This is a genomic window from Patescibacteria group bacterium (assembly GCA_023380635.1).
Lineage (GTDB): Bacteria > Patescibacteriota > Microgenomatia > JAMCZE01 > JAMCZE01 > JAMCRP01.
In genome coordinates this window covers 399,029-415,774 of sequence record JAMCRP010000001.1, presented here as the reverse complement: position 1 = coordinate 415,774, position 16,746 = coordinate 399,029, and the positions used below count along the sequence as shown (strand labels likewise).

Sequence of the window (16,746 nt, the reverse complement as noted above, 5' to 3'; positions counted from 1 at the left end):
CTTCTTTCTCTCTTTGGAATTATGGATCTGGCCCTGCCCGGCTATTACTCTTCCCACGACGGCATCGGCCATGTAATCCGGATGGAAGAGTTTTATCGCTCCTTAAAAGATGGCAATATTCCGGTGCGCTGGTCGGAAAGGCTTTATTACGGATATGGTTATCCTTTCTTTAATTTTAATTATCCGTCAATTTATTACCTCGGCGCGGCTCTTATGGCTCCGGGTCTTTCGGCCGCGGACGCTATGAAACTGGAAACGGCCGGATCTTTTGTTCTTTCAGGACTTCTAATGTACTGGTATCTGCGGCGCAAAATAAAGGGGGAGTATGCGGTTTTGGGAGCGGTGCTTTATATGTATGCCCCTTACCGAATGAGTAATATTTATGTCCGGGGGTCAGTGGCTGAAGCAATAGCATTTATTTTTCCGCCACTTCTTCTTTGGAGTGCGGAAACATTAACAACGAAAGGTAAAAGAAATATTTTATGGGTGGCTTTAATAGTCGGAGCTTTGGGGGTTTCTCACAATATTTCGGCCATGCTTTTGGCCGCTTTTTTCTTTGGCTATCTGGCAATTTTGGGAGTAGCTAACAAATCAATTATTCCTTTGGTTAAAGGTGCGGTCGCTTTTGCTCTGGGAATTTTAATGGCGGCCTTTTTCCTGGTGCCAGCCCTTTATGAGAAGAAATGGACCTTTCTGGATTTAACGATTGCCAAAGATTATCCCAACTATTTCGTCAGTCCGTTACAGCTAATCGATCCGCGCTGGAGTTTTGGAGCAGTACCTTTAAATCTTGGTTGGATCCAACTGGCGCTGGTTGTTGTCGCCTTGAGGTATATTCGCCGGAACATTCTGCTGGTCTTTTCCCTGTTAATGTTTTTGGTTTCGATTTTCTTCATGCTTCCGATCTCTAAAATATTTTGGGATCATGTGCCTCTCCTGCCGTTTGTCCAGTTCCCCTGGCGGTTTACCATGCTGACACTACCGGCCATGGCGGTCTTGGGGGCAATGGGGGTAGCGGCGGCTAAAGCTTCAAGAAAAGCCGTTATTATTTTAGTAGTCCTAACTATTCTGTCCGTCAGTTACACTTGGTGGCGCAACCAGACGGAATATGCTCCAGTTTTTCCCGGCGATGCCATTCCTGGCTCGACCACTTGGGCACACGAACAGGCGACCCGTTGGCTGGTTCCTAAACCAGATAGTATCCCCGCGCAAAAAATTGAAAACGCCAACTATCAGATCACTCTTTGGAAAACCAACGAACATGATTACGTGATTAATAACGTCGGTAAGTCCGGTTTAGTAACGGAAAACACCATGTATTATCCCGGCTGGGAGGTTTTTGTTGACGGAGTGGAGACGCCGATAAACTATGATAACGGCAAAATAAATTACCTTGTTTTGCCGGGAACCCATCAGATAAAAACAATCTTTACAGAAACACCGCTACGAAAAACAGTAGATCTTTTATCACTTGGAGTTTTTGGTATCGTTGTTTTAGGCCTTCTTCTCAGTTACGTGGTACCCGAGATATCTTCCAAGCATTAACCTGGTTTGGGATTCCAGACCCGGCAGTGACCCAAAAATCAAGCCGGTTACCGGCAGTAACAACCATTGCAAATAAGTTAGGGGATGAAAAAAGACGAGGACTTTATTTTTCTTCTGCGGATTAAGTAAATTATCATAAACGGTAATAGCAATGGCTCCGATAACGCAAATCGTCAAAATCAAACTGCTAGTTCGGGAGAGATTGTAGCCCAGAGTGGTCCGGGCGAAAGCGGGATTTAAAACAGTCGGAATAGTGGCTCCGAGAGTAATCAAAAACCAAGAAGTGGACCAGGAAAAATGCCATTCCAAAGCCAAAGATAATTTCACCAGTTTATCCCACAAAGGAATTTCCGGATGGAGGAAAAAGTTTTTAACAACATAGGGAATATCTACCACGCCCCACGCCCAACGTTTGTTTTGCTGATAACTGTTTTTATAAGTTTGCCAGCGGGATGACGATTCGGCGGCGTCAATGGTAATGGGCAGAAAAATCGGGACCACAGTGATGTTACCTTTGTTAGCAAAGTAGCATTTGTAATACAAATGGGCGTCTTCGGGAATAACATCCAGATCCCAGTAGCCGACGCTGTCCAAAAGTTTGAGGGAAAGCGAATAAGTCGAAAAATTCAAAAAGCGTTTGCTGTATTTTTGCAAAATTGACAGAAAATAAACGCCGCTGATAATAGCGGGGAAACGGATCAAAAGCGGAACGCGGGAAATGTTGTTGTACATAAAAAGCGGGGCCTGGAAAAATTCGTTAAACGGCTGTTTGGAAGTCAGGAATTTGTAGGTTAAGAGGGAAAAATATTGTGGCGGGAAAACACAATCGATGTCGCTCGTTGTAATTAAAACATTTTCGATCGGGACACGCTCTTTATCAATCAAAAGTTTCTTGGCCACTTTGGCCGCGTAAGCTTCATTACTGTGTTTGCCGATAGTTTCGCCGGGTTTTAGGGAATGAAAGGTAGCAATCAGCTCTCCAAATTTGCCGCGATATTTTTTCAGCAAATAATCCGCCCGCCGGTGGGCTTCCTCGCCGGCCCGTTCTTCCATTGCCAAAACTACTATTAATTTTTTAACCGGAAAATTTTGGGTTAAAAGAGAATTTAAATTCCGTTCCAAAAGTTCCACTGGTTCTTTGACATTGGGAATAATAACAATGTTCCAGATTTTTTGATGATCGGGAAGAGCGTCGAATTTTTGGCGCCAGTCAACTTTTTGGGTAGCCCGGATGTTGAGATATCCTAAAGTGGCGTGCCAGGCCAGCTGGGCTGAGCGGTAAAGCCAGTAGATATTAAAGGCGATGACAAAATAGGCGACAATTTCCGGAATAACAAAACTGCCCCCGATGACCCAGGCGATAATCAGCCAGGGAACCAGGCCGGTGGCAATTTCCAGGGCCCGCTGAGTTTTGACGGGGTGGTAGTTAATGTAATTAATAATTCTTTCGTTCATATTCCGAACAAAAAAGCGGCATTAGTGGCCGTAATTGTTTCAATTTCTTCCAAACTAACGCCTTTCAGTTCAGCCAGTTTTGACGCCACAATTTTAACATTCGCCGGGGAGTTTTGCGAACCACGGTAGGGTTCGGGGGCCAAATATGGCGAGTCGGTTTCTATCAGTATTTTTTCAAAAGGTACTATTTTAGCCAACTCCTGCAGTTCCTTGGCATTCCTAAAAGTTAGATTGCCGGCAAAAGAGATGTAAAAAGTCGGTAATTTCTCCAGAATAAAATTCAGGTAATTCGTATCGCCGCTAAAGCAGTGAAAGACACCCTGATTACCGGATAAAATCTCTCCAAATCTCTCCATTAAATCTGCCCGAGCATCACGAATATGTATAGATAACGGCAGATTTAACTTCGCGGCAATTTCGATTTGTTTAGAAAATATTGCCCTCTGTCTGTCCTTGTCCTGGTTTTGGTGATAGTCCAAACCGCATTCACCAATGGCGACGACTTTTGGTTGTTTGGCCAGCTCTTCAAACTTTAGCCAGTCAATACTATTAATAGTTAAGGTCGGATTGTCGACCGGATGAATGCCGACAGCCGCGAAAATATTGTCATATTTTTTGGCCAACTCGATAGCTTTTTCGCTGTCTTCCAGGGAAGTTCCGACATTAATAACCTTATCTACTCCCGTAACCGGTCCGCTAATATGGGCATGAGTATCGACGAGCATTTTAGTTAAGAATACTAAACGATTTTGATGGCCGGCGTTTTTGGCGAAGTTCCTTACAAACCTGATTCCAGATAGGTTTCATTTTCCAATAAGATGGTTTGCCGTTTACTCGATAATAGATTGTAGAGAAAGCAGGAACTTTAACAACATCATAGCCGCGGGCAAGCATTTCTAAGGCCCAATCATAATCTTCGCACCCAAACATTAGTTTTTCGTCAAAATGATAACTTTTCCAAAGTTTCTTTCTAATCATACTATTAGTATTCGTCATGTCCGCAATAAAATGTTGTTCTTTTCTACGCAACACAAGTTTCTTTCCTATTTTAAAATTTTCATCGACATAATGTCCTGAGATAGCGGCAACTTTAGAATCCGAGAAAAGCTTTAGACCATCTTCATAGAAAGAAGCAGTTATTGGTATGCTGTGACCGCTAAGAATGCCAATATATTGCCCGCGGGCGAATTTGATGGCTCGATTCAAGGCGTAACTATAATTAAACTCTTCAGGCTTAATACTAATTAGTCTGATAGGGTACTTCCTGACTATTTCCAGTGTTCCATCTGTTGAACCCGAATCAATAACAATTATTTCAAAATCCTTTCGTGTCTGGTTTTTAAGCATCTCTAGAACTTCTCCGATGTGTTTTTCTTCATTCTTTGTGCGAAGTACCCACGAAGTAGTGATTACAGTGGTCATATACTAATCCTCGGGAAAAGGGGATCTTGATAGTAAATCCGCTGGGAAAACTGATCCTCAATTTTTTTGGAAACCTCGGGCAAAAATGGCGTCAGGTTATAACTCAAGTTTTGGATTTTCGGAACGATACTGTCTAAAAACGCGCGTAACTGAGTACCGGGAACGGCCCAAGGTTTAGCAGTATCCAGATCGACATCACACTCTCTAACTTTGGTCCAGATAAATTCCAAGGCCTGATCGACCCGAAAATTTTCCAGGGCTTTTTGCACTTCCGGATAGAGTTCGTGATTAACACTTTTGGGAACATAAGCGGCTTTTTCTCCCAGCCGGCCAATACGGGAGATAAGATTTCCCAATCCATTAGCCAAATCGGCGTTATAAACTTCCGTCAGTTTTTCGTCGGTAATATCAATATCCGCGGTCAAAGGACCATAGCGCAAAAAGTAATATCGAACGGCATCGGTTCCGTATTTTTCTACCAGCTCTGATGGAAGGATAACGTTCCCCAGGCTTTTACTGACTTTTTGGCCATTCAGACTGATAAATTCATGGACTAAAATTGTTTTCGGCAAGGCGTAGCCCGCCGATTTCAACATGGCGGGCCAATAGATGGCATGAAATCTCTGGTTGTCTTTACCAAGAACATGAACATTTGCCGGCCAGAAATCTTCTTCATCACCATAAGTTAGATAATTTATGAGGGCATCGAACCAAACATAGATCACCTGATTGTCGTCGCCGGGGACGGGAATGCCCCAGGATAAATTCTTTTTATTTCTACTGACGGAAAAATCCCGCAAGCCACTTCTAATAAAACTCAGAATTTCGTTACGGTGCTTTTCCGGCCAGATAAATTCCGGATGTTTTTCGATGTATTTTTCCAGCCAGTCCTGGTATTTTGACAACCTGAAGAAATAGTTTTCTTCAGATATTTTCAGAATTTCTCTGTTAGGGTGAAACGGGCATTTACCTTCAATTAAATCGGATTCTTCATAGTAGGCTTCGCAGCCTTCACAATACAAACCTTCGTATTTTCCCAGATAAATATCTCCGTTCTCCTGACATTTTTTGTAAAACTCCTGGGAGAATTCGATGTGGTCTTGGTCGGTAGTTCTGATAAATCTGTCGTAAGAAATGTTTAAGCTGTCCCATTCTTTTTTATCCGCGGCGGCAATTTTGTCGGTGTATTCTTTCGGCGAAATGCCTTTAGCCTCGGCGCTTTTTTGCACTTTTTGCCCATGTTCATCCGTTCCCGTCAGTAGGCGGGTCGGATTACCAATGAGCCGGTGATATCTGGCCAAGGCGTCCGCCAGAATCTTTTGGTACGCGTGGCCAATGTGAATTACGTCATTGGTGTAGTCGATGGCGGTCGTGACATAGAATTTCTTTTCCATGAAGCTAATTTTACTACTTTTTATGAAGATATAAACCCAAAAGGAGCAGGAAAACGGCAAAAAGGCCAATATTAATTAAACTAAACAGACTGACTGCCCGCAGAAAAAGAAGAAAGGAAGCGGTTAGAGAAATAAACAAGGAGGTCTTGCTACTTTGGAAAAAACTGACAATAATCGCCAGGACCAAGAATAGCAAGACGGCCACCAGGGTAATCAGGCCGATGTCCGGCGGAGCCTTGAGAACGATAAGAACGATGAGAGAAACCAGAATAAGGAGGAAAAACAATTTAAGGGGAAGGAGGAATTTTTGAATTCGGCGCAGAAATATGGTAAAAAACATAAGCCGATGGATATTAATACTGCCGCTATCATTATATCCTCAATAATCATAGTTTTTCTGCTTCTTCGAAAGACTAAATCGGCTGACGACAAGGCTCTGGTGGAATGGCTCAAGTCCACCAATACCCGCCTGGACGAACAAACCCGGCAGATGGCCCAGACAGCTAAATCTATTGGGGAGTTTTCAGAAATTGGCCGGAGTATGAAGGATCTGCAAAGTTTCCTGGCGTCGCCAAAGCTGCGAGGAGGGCTGGGGGAACAGGTGTTAAAAACACTGCTAGAAGAGAGCCTGCCCAAGCAAAGTTTTAACCTACAGTATGGCTTTCGGTCGGGGGTCAAAGTTGACGCGGCCATTAAAACCGCCTCCGGAATCATCCCCATCGATTCCAAATTTCCCCTGGAAAATTTCAAACGCATGTGCGAAGACAAAACCTACGAAAAAGACTTTCAAAGAGATGTCAAAGACCGCATTGATGAAATTTCTAAAAAATATATTTTGCCGGACGAAGGAACCGTGGATTTTGCCTTAATGTATGTTCCTTCAGAAGCGGTGTACTACGAAATCGTCAACAGTAATCTCATGGATTATGCCTACAAACAGCGGGTTATGCCCGTTAGCCCGTCAACTTTTTACGCCTTTTTGCGGTCAGTCCTTCTGTCTTTTGAAGGCCAAAAAATTGCCTCTGAGATTAAAACCATTCAGCAGGCACTGCGGGCCATTCACACCGAAACTTCGAAGTTTGCCGAAGTGCTCTCTACCTTACAAACTCACATTAATAATAGTTACGCCACCATGTCTAAAGTTTCCTCGCAATTTTTAAGTCTTTCGACAAAGGTTGATAGCGTGCAAAAATTTAAAGAGGCCGACGAAAAATCTCTTTTAGAATAAATTTGTTCAGATAGAAAGACTTCAATACTCGCTTTACTAAAAAGTCCCGAACCGAATACGGCAAATTGCTGTGCCAGATATTTGACGCCAGAATAATAAACGGCTGCTGGTAATTCCACCCCCGGCCTTTAACGGCAAAAACCTGGGAATCCAAAACACCAATATAACTAAATTTTCCGTTAAAAATTTCTTCTCTCACGGCACGCCAGACTTCAGGGAAAGGGGCAAAGGCGTCGTGGCAAATCACAACTCCATTATTTTCCAAATGGGGCAGCCAGAGTTTTAAATCCTGTTTGGCGAATTCGTATTCATGTAGTCCGTCAATGTGCAGTAAGGAAATTTTCTTTTTCCAACCCTTGTTAGCGGTTTCCGAAGTTTTGCGGATGGGAACAACTTTATCCAAGTGATATTTCTTAATGTTTTTAAGAAAAACGGTGTAAGTCGGCAGGCCCTTTTTGCCATTAGCCTGAGTTTGGCCTTGATGCGGATCGATGGCGTAGATGAGATTTCTGGTCGCCAGTCCCATGGCCACCGTCGATTTCCCCTGAAAACTGCCGATTTCAACAATGGTTCCGGGACTTTTTTTGGCAAAATAGGCCAGAAGTTGTTCTTCGTAATCTGACAGCCAGCCGGCAATTTTCCTCATTTGTTCCAGTTTGAAACCTTATAACAGATTGTATTTTCGCACTAAAAACCTAATATGGAAATATGCTTAACCCCGAGCAGTTAGCGGCAGTAGAGGACACAACGGGGCCGCTGTTGATAGTGGCGGGAGCGGGGACGGGGAAAACCACGGTAGTCACCGAAAAAATTAAGCATCTTCTGGAAAAAAATCTGGCCCGCCCGGAAGAAATTTTAGCCCTCACTTTTACGGAAAAAGCGGCGCGGGAGATGGAAGAGCGGGTAGATCAGGCGCTGCCCTACGGGACTTTCGGAATGTGGATTATGACCTTCCACTCTTTTTGCGACCGGATTCTCAAAAGCGAAGCGTTGCAAATTGGCCTAAGCCCCCACTATAAATTGCTCACGGAGGCGGAAACTTACCTTCTGGTTAAGAAAAATTTCTGGAAATTTAATTTGAAAAATTTTCGGCCCAGCGGTAACCCTTATAAATTTATCGATGGCATGGTCAGCCATTTTAGCCGGTTAAAAGATGAAGACATAAAACCAACGGAATACAAGAATGAGGAGTATCCGGAACTGGAAGAAGCTTACAAGGTCTACGAACAACTGAAAGTTGATGAAGGAGTAATGGATTTTGCGGATTTAATCAGCAATACTTTAAAACTTTTCCGGGAAAGAAAAAATGTTTTGGAAAGATACCGGAAGCAGTTTAAATATATTCTGGTTGATGAGTTTCAGGACACCAACTTTGCTCAATATGACCTGATTAAACTTCTGGCTCCGGCAGCGGGTAACCCCAATTTGACAGTTGTCGGTGATGACAGCCAGTCCATTTATAAATTCCGCGGCGCGGCTATTTCCAATATCCTCTCTTTTATGAAAGACTACCCGAAAGCCAAACAAATTGTTTTAACTAAAAATTACCGTTCTACCCAGACGATACTCGACGCGGCTTACAGGTTAATAAAAAATAACGATCCTGATACTTTGGAAGCGAGACTGGGAATAAATAAAAATCTTGTTTCGCAAGTGAAAGACGGGCCGGGGGCGGAGTTGATTCATACGGACAGACTGGAGGAAGAAGCGGAAATGGTAATTGGGAAAATTAAAGAAATAGGGAAAAAAGAAAAACACGAATGGAAGGATTTTGCCATCCTTGTCCGGGCAAATAATCACAGCGAACCGTTTGTGAAAGCTCTGGAAAGAGCCAGGATACCTTTTCAGTTTTTAGGGCCGGGGGCGCTTTTTAAACAGCCGGAAGTTAAAGATTTAATCGCCTATCTTAAGGTCTTGGCGGACTTTACAGATTCAGTCAGTTTATACCGGGTACTTTCGATGGATGTTTGGAATATCCCGCAACGGGATCTGATTTACTATTTAAACAGTGCCAAAAGGAAAAATGTTTCCTTGTTTGAAGAGTTGGAACTACAGACCAGTGCAGCGGCAAGTGCGGTAGCTTCTGCAATTTCCGGATCAGGTGAGATTGCCACGGCGCTCACTGCGTTCGCGCCTCGCAACGAGGTAATAATAAAGTTTGTCGACATGGTCCACCGTCACCAAAAATTAATTCCCAAAGAAACCGGGGGACAAATTCTTTATTACTTTTTACAGGACTCGGGGCTGTTGCAAATGGTTGCCAACTATAAAACAGCGGCCGAAGAACGCAAAGCGCTAAACATCACAAAATTTTTTGACCGGCTGAAAACTTTTGAATCGGTTAACGCTGACGCCAGTGTTTTTGCAATTGTTGATTATCTGGATTTAGCGATGGATATGGGCGAAAGTCCGTTAGCGGCCGAAACCGATTGGAGCAGTAATAATGCCGTGAATATTTTAACGGTCCATTCGGCTAAGGGTCTGGAATTTCCGGTAGTATTTTTGACTAACCTGGTAGAAGGGAGATTTCCGACTAGAGAACGCAAGGAACAAATTCCGGTGCCGGATAAACTTATCAAAGAAGTTCTACCCCAAGGCGACTATCACTTGGAGGAGGAGCGGCGATTGTTTTATGTCGGTATGACAAGGACAAAAGAGCGACTGTATTTGGCCGCGGCCAACTATTATGGGGAGGGGAAAAGGGAAAGAAAAATTTCCCCTTTTGTCATTGAGGCGCTGGGAGATAACGGATTAAAGATATGGAATAATAAACAGGAAAAAGGAAGACAGATACCGCTGTTTGAATGGGAAAAGCCGATTCTGGAACCGGTTCACCAAAACACGGAACCGGTCAAGATTGATTACCTTTCGTATTCCGCCATTCAGGCTTTCAAAGATTGCCCTCTGCATTTCAAACTCCGGTACATTTTACGAATTCCTACCCCGACAACTGCGCCGCTTTCCATGGGAAACTCAATCCATCTTGCCCTGAAGGATTATCACCGCGACGGCGGAAATATTTTAGAGTGTCTGGAACGAAATTGGATTGTTGAAGGTTATGCCAGTAAGAAACACGAACAGGAAACTTTGGAAAAAGCCAAAAAATTCCTGACTGGCTATCTGGAAACGGAAATTCACAAAAAGGCTAAGCCGATATTTCTTGAACAACCATTCACTTTAAGAGTAGACCCAACATTAAAAGTCGGTGGAAAAATTGACCGGGTAGACGACTTGGGAAATGGAGAAATTGAAATAATCGATTATAAAACCGGAGCTAATGTGCCATCACAAAAGGACATAGACATAGATTTACAGATAACGATTTATGCTTTGGCTGCCGCCGATCCGGGGGTTTTAGGTAAAGATATCAGTAAAGTAAAATTATCCTTCTACTTTTTTGATAACGCGACCAAGGTAACCACGATCCGGACTAAAGACCAACTGGAACAAACCAAGAAAGATCTTTTAAAGATTCGTGACGAGATCCAGAATTCAAATTTCGCCTGTTCTCATTCTCTGTTTTGCGAAAATTGCGAGTTTAAAATGTTATGTGGGTAGACGATACTTCGAATAGCTTCCGGGATATTCGACAACTTTTCCGCCCCATTGTTTTTTAAATGCCGTGAAACCTTGCCAGTTTTTGGTCGATGATGGATAGCGTTCGTCATAAATGCCTTCCAAATCCAAATACTTTAGTTTTTTCTTTTGACAAAATTTAATGGCTTCCCAAAGAGTGAGATAAGCAGCGCCGCATTTGCGGCCTTCGGCAGTATTGGCGGCGTACATGTAGTGGGCCGTGTCGCCATTCCAAACCAAAAGACAACCAGCAGCAGGAACGTTATTAGTAACGTTATTAATAACGTTACGGGCAATTAATAGGACAGAGTTGTTTGGCTGAAAACTTTTCCAGAGATTGATAACCTCTTTTTTAATCGGGACAGACCATTTACCAATCTTCATGGTTTCCTGAAGAATTTTGTAAAACAGCTGCGGGTCTTTTGATTCTTCAACTTTTAGTCCGGCTTTTTCGGCTTTGCGGATTTCGTAACGAACATCCTTCGAAAGGTTTATTTTGTTAAGGTTTAAGACCAAAGTTTTTGAAGGAATGAGCGGCCAGTTGTCACGCTTGAAACCTAAGTTTCTTAAGGAACTTAAGTGACTTAAGTCACTTAAGTTGGGTTCGACTTTTATTAAAAAGGGGTGGTATTTTTTGAGAGGTGTCAAATCAATTTTGTCAGGGTGCTGAATTTTGACGATTGATGTAAACCACAGTTTTTTAATAAAAGCGCCGTGGTCGACAGTCCAGCCCAAAGACTCCATATATTTGGCATAATTTTTTGATTGGCGAAGAGCGCTCATCGAAGAATCTTCAGAATTTTCCAACGAAAATTATCGACTAAAGGATATAGGGGATATAAGGGAGATAAGGGGATATCAATGGCCTGAGGGAAATTCACTTCATAGCCGCCGAAACCGGATTTAAAGCGGTAAATGCCCCACCAGGGATCGGATTCGTCTTTGGAATTTTTATAGCTTCCCCATAAATCGTAAATTTTACAGCCCAGTTTTTTTCCCAGTTTAATAGCTTCCCAATGAAGAAGATTGGGAGCCATGTATTCCCGGTATTTCGGATCAGAGCCGCCATAGGGGTAATACAAAACTTCGTCATAATGAAAAAGCATGATGGCGGCCACTGGTTTATCTTCGACATAAGCTATTAATATGATTGGTTTAATGATTTGCCAAAGCTTGCGGTAGTAGTCGGGATAATGAGAGTAAAAACCCTGGCGGGCTTCCGTTTTCTCCAAAATTTTCATGAAAGTTTCAAGATCGTCACTTTGTTTTACGACCACGCCTTTTTTTGCGGCCAGACGGATGTTATAGCGGGTTTTCTCATGCATATTCTTTAGGAGGTCTTCTTCGGATTTTGTCAGGTCAATATAAATAGTATGTTGGGGCAGGATCGGTTTGCCGTCGCCGCCGGGGCCGGTCAGAGGTTCGACTTTTAAATAGATAGCTCCTTCTTTGCGACAAAGGTTTTTCAGATGGTCGTCAACTTTAACATCAGCCCGGGGAATATAGGCCACGGTAAAAGGCAGATGGGGGATTCGGTGGAAATAGACTTTGGTTCCGGCAATTTCCAGAACTTTTTTGACATTCGGAGTGCTCAGCCGAAATCTGGCCCAGGCGTCAGATTGGGTAATGTGTTTCATCTTTGAAGAATTGTACCATTTGTGCTAGTCTGAGTTAATGGATTTAAGTTCCGTTCTTTCTCGCGTGGGAGGGAAATCTGCCCGGTCAGAGTCGGCAGAGCAGTATCTGGCAGTAAAAATTTCTTCGACGGAGGTTCTGGCCACGGTTTGGGCTGTTTCGGAAGGTCGGGTGGTGGTGGAAAATACCGGCGGCGAGAAGATTGACAGTCAAAGTTATGAAGGACTGCTTGCGGCAGCAGATGCGGCAGTTTCGACGGCTTTAGGAGAAAGGCAATTACCGGCAGCCAAAACTATTTTTGGGGTTAGCCCGGATTGGATTAATGAGGGAAAAATTATCACTGAGAAACTGCAGCTTTTACGCAAACTTTGTAAGGAACTTGATTTGCGACCCCTGGGTTATGTCCAGCTTTTTGAAGCTTTGGAAAACTATCTGAAAGAAACGGAAGGAGCACCGTTAACCGCGGTTTTAGTTGGTCTGGACGGAGATAACGGCTGGGTCACGCTTTTTAGAGCCGGCAAAAATTTGGGAACGATTCCGATTCCGGAAAGCGCGGACGGAGTAAATAATCTGGCTGCCGGAATCGAAGTGGCCTTGCGCCGGTTTACCCAGGTAGAGGTGCTTCCGGCCAGAATTATTCTTTATGATGGGCGCCGGGATCTTAAGACTCTGGAAGAAAAAATCATGGCTCATCCCTGGACAAAAAGTTTACCTTTTTTGCATTTCCCGCGGGTAGAAGTTTTGTCCGGGGACCTCATTGTCAAAGCGATTGCCATTGCCGGAGGAACACAGATGGGAGGAAGAATTGATGTGATGGGCGCCCCGGCGGAAGAAGGGGAGCCGGAAAAGAAGATAGAAGAAAGAAAAAATAACGCAGAGAATGAAGAAGAAAAGGTCCGGGAGGCAAAGGCAATTGAAGAAATGGAAGAAGGGATAGAACCGGAGCTGGAAGAAGTAACTGCCGAAGAAGCCGGTTTTGTGACCGACGGAGACTTCGGGAAATTACAGGAGATGACCCATGAGGAAAGGGCGGTTCCGGCGATGCCGTTTAAGGCTGAAGCGCCCAAGATGATGCCTAAGGTTAATTTTAAAAAAATTTTTGGCAGTCTTAATCCTATGATCGAAAAAATTTTGGCCCAGGTTAAAAATCTGAAACCAAACAAAAAGATGGTAAATGTGAACGCGCCGGCATTTTCTTCCAAAAAACCGCCGGTTCCGGTGTTTCTGGCGGCCGCGGTCTTGGCGGTGATTCTTGTGGCCGGGGGATTAATAATCTACCTGGTGCCTCAGGCTAAGGTAATTATTCATCTGAAACCGGAAACTTTTGACCGGGAAATGGAAGCGACAATTTCGGGACAAATGGTCAGCGTGTCAGAAATGGGAACCAAGAAAAGCGTGGCCACGGGAAACAAACTGGTCGGGGACAAGGCGCACGGCAGCGTGACAATTTATAGCACGGCTGATAGCAAAAACTTTTCGGCGGGTACCGTTTTAACCTCGCCGCAAGGATTAAAATTCACTTTAAACAGTGATGTATCCGTGGCGTCCGGTTCGGGGGCAGCTTCTCAGGTGACTGCGACCGCCGCGATTACCGGGGCCGATATCGGGGATAAGTATAACCTGCCGGCCGGAACTCTGTTTACCATTGGCAGTTTTTCCAGCAGTTCCTATCAGGCTAAAAATGACGCGGCTTTAACCGGAGGTAACAGTCACGAAGCGACGGTAGTAACAAAAGCCGACCAGGATCGACTGCTGGCGACGCTTTCGGCGGAACTGCAGCAAAAAGCTGCCGCCGATCTTAATACCAAGCTGGACAGCGGTCAGACTCTTTTACCTAACGCCATAACTTCGCAAATTACTCAAAAACGCTATTCTAAAGATGTTGATGCTGAAGCCGATATGGTCAGCCTCGATCTGACAATTAATTTTAAAGGGGTAACTGTTTCCCGGGATGATTTGACCGATAAATTCCTGGAAAAATTTGGCAGCGATGTCCCCTCTGGTTACTATTTGGCCAAAGATACGGCTAAACCCGAGATTAAATCGACGAAGCTGGATAAATCAGGAAACGCCGTTTTGGATGTTCAACTGGCGGCTTCAATGCTGCCTCAGGTGGATTTGGATCAACTAAGTCGGGAGATTGTCGGGAAGAACCCGACTAAAGCGACGGAAATTTTGACGGCCCAGACAGGGGTTGACAGTGTTGATATCGAAGCAAAGCCTCGGGTTTTCCAAAGTATTATTAATTACTTCCTCCCCTGGCGTGCTCAAAACTTAAAATTGGAAACGGTAACTGATTAATGGACACTTATGTAAAAGGACCGGCCCGGGTAATTAAGCCTCCCCGTCGGCATCCGAAAACCGCCGGAATTTTCTCACTCCTGTTATTGGTTTTAGGGATTTTTTTAATTTTTCAGGCAGCCTGGCCGGTGGTCGGGTGGTATTTCTTTGTCATGCCGTCGGTAAGTACAAAAATAGTTTCTCCGTTGGCTTCGACCTTTGGGCCGTTAGTCCGGGCGCAGGAGGACCAATCTTATGATCCTTCTACCTGGTTTGCCAATTCAGGTCAAGTATTAGCGGCACAGTCAGCGGTGGCGAAAGCCTATACCCTCACTATCCCGAAATTGAAAATAAACGGTGCTAATGTTGTAGTTGGCGGAGACCTAAAAAAATCTCTGGTTGCCTGGCCGACTTCACCGGGGCCGGGGCAGTGGGGGAATAACATTATTTTCGGCCATTCGGAGCTGCCCCAGTTTGCCAGCCCGACAAATTATTCCGGGATTTTTACTTTTCTCATGGATTTAAACGAAGGTGACGATATTTATATTAATTCCGACGGAGTCCGTTACCATTATCAGGTTTTTGACAAAAAAGTGGTCGATCCGGACGATATTTCCGTTCTGGAGCAAAAATTCGATACCTCTTATGTCACTTTAATCACCTGCGTTCCCCCGGGAACAATCTGGAAACGGGGCATTATCCGGGCTAAATTAATACAGATATGATTCTAGGAGTAGATTATGGTGAAAGCTGGTGCGGTATAGCCACTTCGGAAGGGAGTTTGGCCGATCCGCTTAAAACCGTCCCCACGAAAAATATTTTTGCAGAAGTAGAACGACTAAAGCCTGAAAAAGTGGTGGTGGGTATTTCGGAGAAAAACATGGCCAAAAAGACCCTTGTCTTTGTCGACAAGCTGGCGGCCTGGACAAAAATGCCCATCGAAACGGTCGACGAAACTTTAACCAGCGTGGAAGCGGCCGGAATAAAAACTAAAGATAAGCAAAAACAGCACGCTGTGGCTGCGGCCTTGATTTTGCAGCGTTACTTAGATAACATGTAAACATGTTTAAGAATTTAATTTCTCCCGTTCAGGCGTGGTTACTTTCCCAGGGCAAATGCGTTGGTTGCGGTATGCCGCTGGCCAAAGGTAAAAAAGACGGGAAAATGGTGATTTGTAAATGCAAACGGGTTTATGTTGAAGAAAGTGGAAAATTCCGTCGGGCCAAAATGGATGAGGTCTGAAACCATGAAAAGGCTAATTCTGGCCGGCGGGCTCCTCGTGCTTCTGGTTATCGGGACTGCTTTTTGGTGGAAAGTTTCCCTCCTGCCGGTGAATACTTCGGACAAAACTAACCTGACTTTTGTGGTCGCCAAAGGCGATACCGTCAGGGAAGTTTCCAATAACCTCAAAGAAAAAGGGCTTATTCGTAACCAGATTGTTTATTTTCTCTTGGTCCGGCTGGGGCTGGAAAAAAATCCGCAGGCAGGAACCTTTGAACTTACCCCGGCCATGAGTACTCCCGAAATTGCCAAAGCGTTGACTTTTGGCATGGAAGAACAGGTGAAAATTACTATTCCTGAAGGCTGGCGAAGTTCAGAAATCATTAGTTACCTGCAAAAACAAGGTCTTTCCGAGCCTGTTGGTACTTGGAACGAAGAGGGAAAATATTTCCCTGAAACTTACTTGGTTCCCCGGACAGCCACCATTGATAGTGTCCGTCAACTGATGCGGCAAACTTTTGACGCAAGAGTCGCCAGTGTTACCCCGCAACAACTAATTGTCGCGTCGATGGTTGAACGGGAAGCCAAACACCCACAGGACCGGCCACTCATTGCCAGTGTCATTTACAACCGCCTGGAAGCAGGGATGTCCTTGGATATTGATGCCACAGTCCAATATGCTCTTGGATACTGGAAACAGAATTTAACTCTCGACGATCTTAAAATTAAATCACTTTACAATACCTACCAAAATGCCGGTTTGCCGCCAGGGCCAATCAGTAATCCAGGCTTGGCTTCTATTCAGGCCGCGATTAATCCGGCCAAGACCGACTATTTATATTATGTGGCCGACAAAAACGGCGTCTCTCATTTTGCCAAAACCCTCCAGGAACACAACGCCAATGTGGCTAATTATGTCCAGTAGTTTCCCTCTTGACGAAACCTGATTTTCTGCTAAAATAGCTTCAGTTGAATAGAAGTCTTTAGGCG

16 protein-coding genes are annotated in these 16,746 nt (G+C 44.3%); 8 read left to right on the top strand and 8 right to left on the bottom strand.

Annotation, left to right across the window (positions count from 1 at the left end; genetic code table 11):
* Window positions 1–21 precede the first annotated feature (21 nt).
* Window positions 22–1,545 (top strand): 6-pyruvoyl-tetrahydropterin synthase-related protein, encoded by a 1,524-nt coding sequence (locus M1403_02360; protein MCL4397851.1) that lies wholly within the window; start codon window positions 22–24, stop codon window positions 1,543–1,545.
* On the opposite strand, the gene M1403_02355 is transcribed toward M1403_02360, so the two are convergent.
* The 5 genes from M1403_02355 to M1403_02335 are packed head-to-tail and all read right to left on the bottom strand — an operon-like array spanning window position 1,495 to window position 6,156.
* On the bottom strand, window positions 1,495–3,000 hold the full coding sequence (locus M1403_02355; GenBank protein MCL4397850.1) for a glycosyltransferase family 2 protein: 1,506 nt from the start codon (window positions 2,998–3,000) through the stop codon (window positions 1,495–1,497). The two genes, M1403_02360 and M1403_02355, sit on opposite strands and share 51 nt — an antisense overlap.
* Window positions 2,997–3,725, bottom strand: a complete 729-nt coding sequence (locus tag M1403_02350; GenBank protein ID MCL4397849.1) for a TatD family hydrolase — start codon at window positions 3,723–3,725, stop codon at window positions 2,997–2,999. The genes M1403_02355 and M1403_02350 overlap by 4 nt, the downstream gene beginning before the upstream one ends.
* 1 nt (window position 3,726) lies before the next feature.
* The gene (locus M1403_02345; GenBank protein MCL4397848.1) at window positions 3,727–4,422 is read right to left on the bottom strand and encodes a glycosyltransferase family 2 protein; all 696 of its coding nucleotides are present in this window, start codon (window positions 4,420–4,422) and stop codon (window positions 3,727–3,729) included.
* Window positions 4,419–5,816 carry a methionine--tRNA ligase gene (gene metG / locus M1403_02340; GenBank protein ID MCL4397847.1) on the bottom strand — a complete coding sequence of 466 codons (1,398 nt, stop codon included), beginning with the start codon at window positions 5,814–5,816 and terminating at the stop codon, window positions 4,419–4,421. Before metG ends, M1403_02345 begins: the two co-directional genes overlap by 4 nt.
* Before the next feature lie 13 nt (window positions 5,817–5,829).
* The gene (locus M1403_02335; GenBank protein MCL4397846.1) at window positions 5,830–6,156 is read right to left on the bottom strand and encodes a hypothetical protein; all 327 of its coding nucleotides are present in this window, start codon (window positions 6,154–6,156) and stop codon (window positions 5,830–5,832) included.
* Window positions 6,157–6,162: 6 nt separating this feature from the next.
* Here M1403_02335 and M1403_02330 point away from each other — a divergent pair, with 6 nt between their 5' ends.
* On the top strand, window positions 6,163–7,044 hold the full coding sequence (locus tag M1403_02330; protein ID MCL4397845.1) for a DNA recombination protein RmuC: 882 nt from the start codon (window positions 6,163–6,165) through the stop codon (window positions 7,042–7,044).
* On the opposite strand, the gene M1403_02325 is transcribed toward M1403_02330, so the two are convergent.
* Entirely contained in the window at window positions 7,010–7,690 is a 681-nt protein-coding gene (locus M1403_02325; protein ID MCL4397844.1) for a class I SAM-dependent methyltransferase, read from the bottom strand. The two genes, M1403_02330 and M1403_02325, sit on opposite strands and share 35 nt — an antisense overlap.
* Before the next feature lie 62 nt (window positions 7,691–7,752).
* On the opposite strand from M1403_02325, the gene M1403_02320 reads away from it, so the two are divergent.
* On the top strand, window positions 7,753–10,602 hold the full coding sequence (locus tag M1403_02320) for an ATP-dependent helicase (GenBank protein ID MCL4397843.1): 2,850 nt from the start codon (window positions 7,753–7,755) through the stop codon (window positions 10,600–10,602).
* Here the strand turns inward: M1403_02320 and M1403_02315 are convergent.
* Both M1403_02315 and M1403_02310 read right to left on the bottom strand, forming a co-directional pair.
* The gene (locus tag M1403_02315; protein MCL4397842.1) at window positions 10,591–11,403 is read right to left on the bottom strand and encodes a peptidoglycan bridge formation glycyltransferase FemA/FemB family protein; all 813 of its coding nucleotides are present in this window, start codon (window positions 11,401–11,403) and stop codon (window positions 10,591–10,593) included. The two genes, M1403_02320 and M1403_02315, sit on opposite strands and share 12 nt — an antisense overlap.
* Entirely contained in the window at window positions 11,400–12,257 is an 858-nt protein-coding gene (locus M1403_02310; GenBank protein MCL4397841.1) for a peptidoglycan bridge formation glycyltransferase FemA/FemB family protein, read from the bottom strand. The genes M1403_02315 and M1403_02310 overlap by 4 nt, the downstream gene beginning before the upstream one ends.
* A 37-nt stretch (window positions 12,258–12,294) precedes the next feature.
* On the opposite strand from M1403_02310, the gene M1403_02305 reads away from it, so the two are divergent.
* Genes M1403_02305 through mltG form a run of 5 tightly spaced genes read left to right on the top strand, consistent with a single transcriptional unit; the run spans window position 12,295 to window position 16,681 of the window.
* Window positions 12,295–14,556 (top strand): baseplate J/gp47 family protein, encoded by a 2,262-nt coding sequence (locus M1403_02305; protein MCL4397840.1) that lies wholly within the window; start codon window positions 12,295–12,297, stop codon window positions 14,554–14,556.
* The gene (locus M1403_02300; GenBank protein MCL4397839.1) at window positions 14,556–15,260 is read left to right on the top strand and encodes a sortase; all 705 of its coding nucleotides are present in this window, start codon (window positions 14,556–14,558) and stop codon (window positions 15,258–15,260) included. The genes M1403_02305 and M1403_02300 overlap by 1 nt, the downstream gene beginning before the upstream one ends.
* Window positions 15,257–15,595, top strand: a complete 339-nt coding sequence (locus M1403_02295; GenBank protein ID MCL4397838.1) for a RuvX/YqgF family protein — start codon at window positions 15,257–15,259, stop codon at window positions 15,593–15,595. The genes M1403_02300 and M1403_02295 overlap by 4 nt, the downstream gene beginning before the upstream one ends.
* Before the next feature lie 2 nt (window positions 15,596–15,597).
* Window positions 15,598–15,777: a hypothetical protein gene (locus M1403_02290; GenBank protein ID MCL4397837.1), complete on the top strand. Its 180-nt coding sequence runs from the start codon at window positions 15,598–15,600 to the stop codon at window positions 15,775–15,777.
* 4 nt (window positions 15,778–15,781) lie between these two features.
* The gene (mltG, locus tag M1403_02285) at window positions 15,782–16,681 is read left to right on the top strand and encodes an endolytic transglycosylase MltG (GenBank protein MCL4397836.1); all 900 of its coding nucleotides are present in this window, start codon (window positions 15,782–15,784) and stop codon (window positions 16,679–16,681) included.
* Window positions 16,682–16,746 lie beyond the last annotated feature (65 nt).

Excerpts from the sequence above, each read along its gene's own strand:
- M1403_02360 (MCL4397851.1), top strand. The coding sequence starts at position 22 with ATGGATCTGGCCCTGCCCGGCTATTACTCTTCCCACGACGGCATCGGC.
- M1403_02355 (MCL4397850.1), bottom strand. The coding sequence starts at position 3,000 with ATGAACGAAAGAATTATTAATTACATTAACTACCACCCCGTCAAAACT.
- M1403_02350 (MCL4397849.1), bottom strand. The coding sequence starts at position 3,725 with ATGCTCGTCGATACTCATGCCCATATTAGCGGACCGGTTACGGGAGTA.
- M1403_02345 (MCL4397848.1), bottom strand. The coding sequence starts at position 4,422 with ATGACCACTGTAATCACTACTTCGTGGGTACTTCGCACAAAGAATGAA.
- metG (MCL4397847.1), bottom strand. The coding sequence starts at position 5,816 with ATGGAAAAGAAATTCTATGTCACGACCGCCATCGACTACACCAATGAC.
- M1403_02335 (MCL4397846.1), bottom strand. The coding sequence starts at position 6,156 with ATGTTTTTTACCATATTTCTGCGCCGAATTCAAAAATTCCTCCTTCCC.
- M1403_02330 (MCL4397845.1), top strand. The coding sequence starts at position 6,163 with ATGGATATTAATACTGCCGCTATCATTATATCCTCAATAATCATAGTT.
- M1403_02325 (MCL4397844.1), bottom strand. The coding sequence starts at position 7,690 with ATGAGGAAAATTGCCGGCTGGCTGTCAGATTACGAAGAACAACTTCTG.
- M1403_02320 (MCL4397843.1), top strand. The coding sequence starts at position 7,753 with ATGCTTAACCCCGAGCAGTTAGCGGCAGTAGAGGACACAACGGGGCCG.
- M1403_02315 (MCL4397842.1), bottom strand. The coding sequence starts at position 11,403 with ATGAGCGCTCTTCGCCAATCAAAAAATTATGCCAAATATATGGAGTCT.
- M1403_02310 (MCL4397841.1), bottom strand. The coding sequence starts at position 12,257 with ATGAAACACATTACCCAATCTGACGCCTGGGCCAGATTTCGGCTGAGC.
- M1403_02305 (MCL4397840.1), top strand. The coding sequence starts at position 12,295 with ATGGATTTAAGTTCCGTTCTTTCTCGCGTGGGAGGGAAATCTGCCCGG.
- M1403_02300 (MCL4397839.1), top strand. The coding sequence starts at position 14,556 with ATGGACACTTATGTAAAAGGACCGGCCCGGGTAATTAAGCCTCCCCGT.
- M1403_02295 (MCL4397838.1), top strand. The coding sequence starts at position 15,257 with ATGATTCTAGGAGTAGATTATGGTGAAAGCTGGTGCGGTATAGCCACT.
- M1403_02290 (MCL4397837.1), top strand. The coding sequence starts at position 15,598 with ATGTTTAAGAATTTAATTTCTCCCGTTCAGGCGTGGTTACTTTCCCAG.
- mltG (MCL4397836.1), top strand. The coding sequence starts at position 15,782 with ATGAAAAGGCTAATTCTGGCCGGCGGGCTCCTCGTGCTTCTGGTTATC.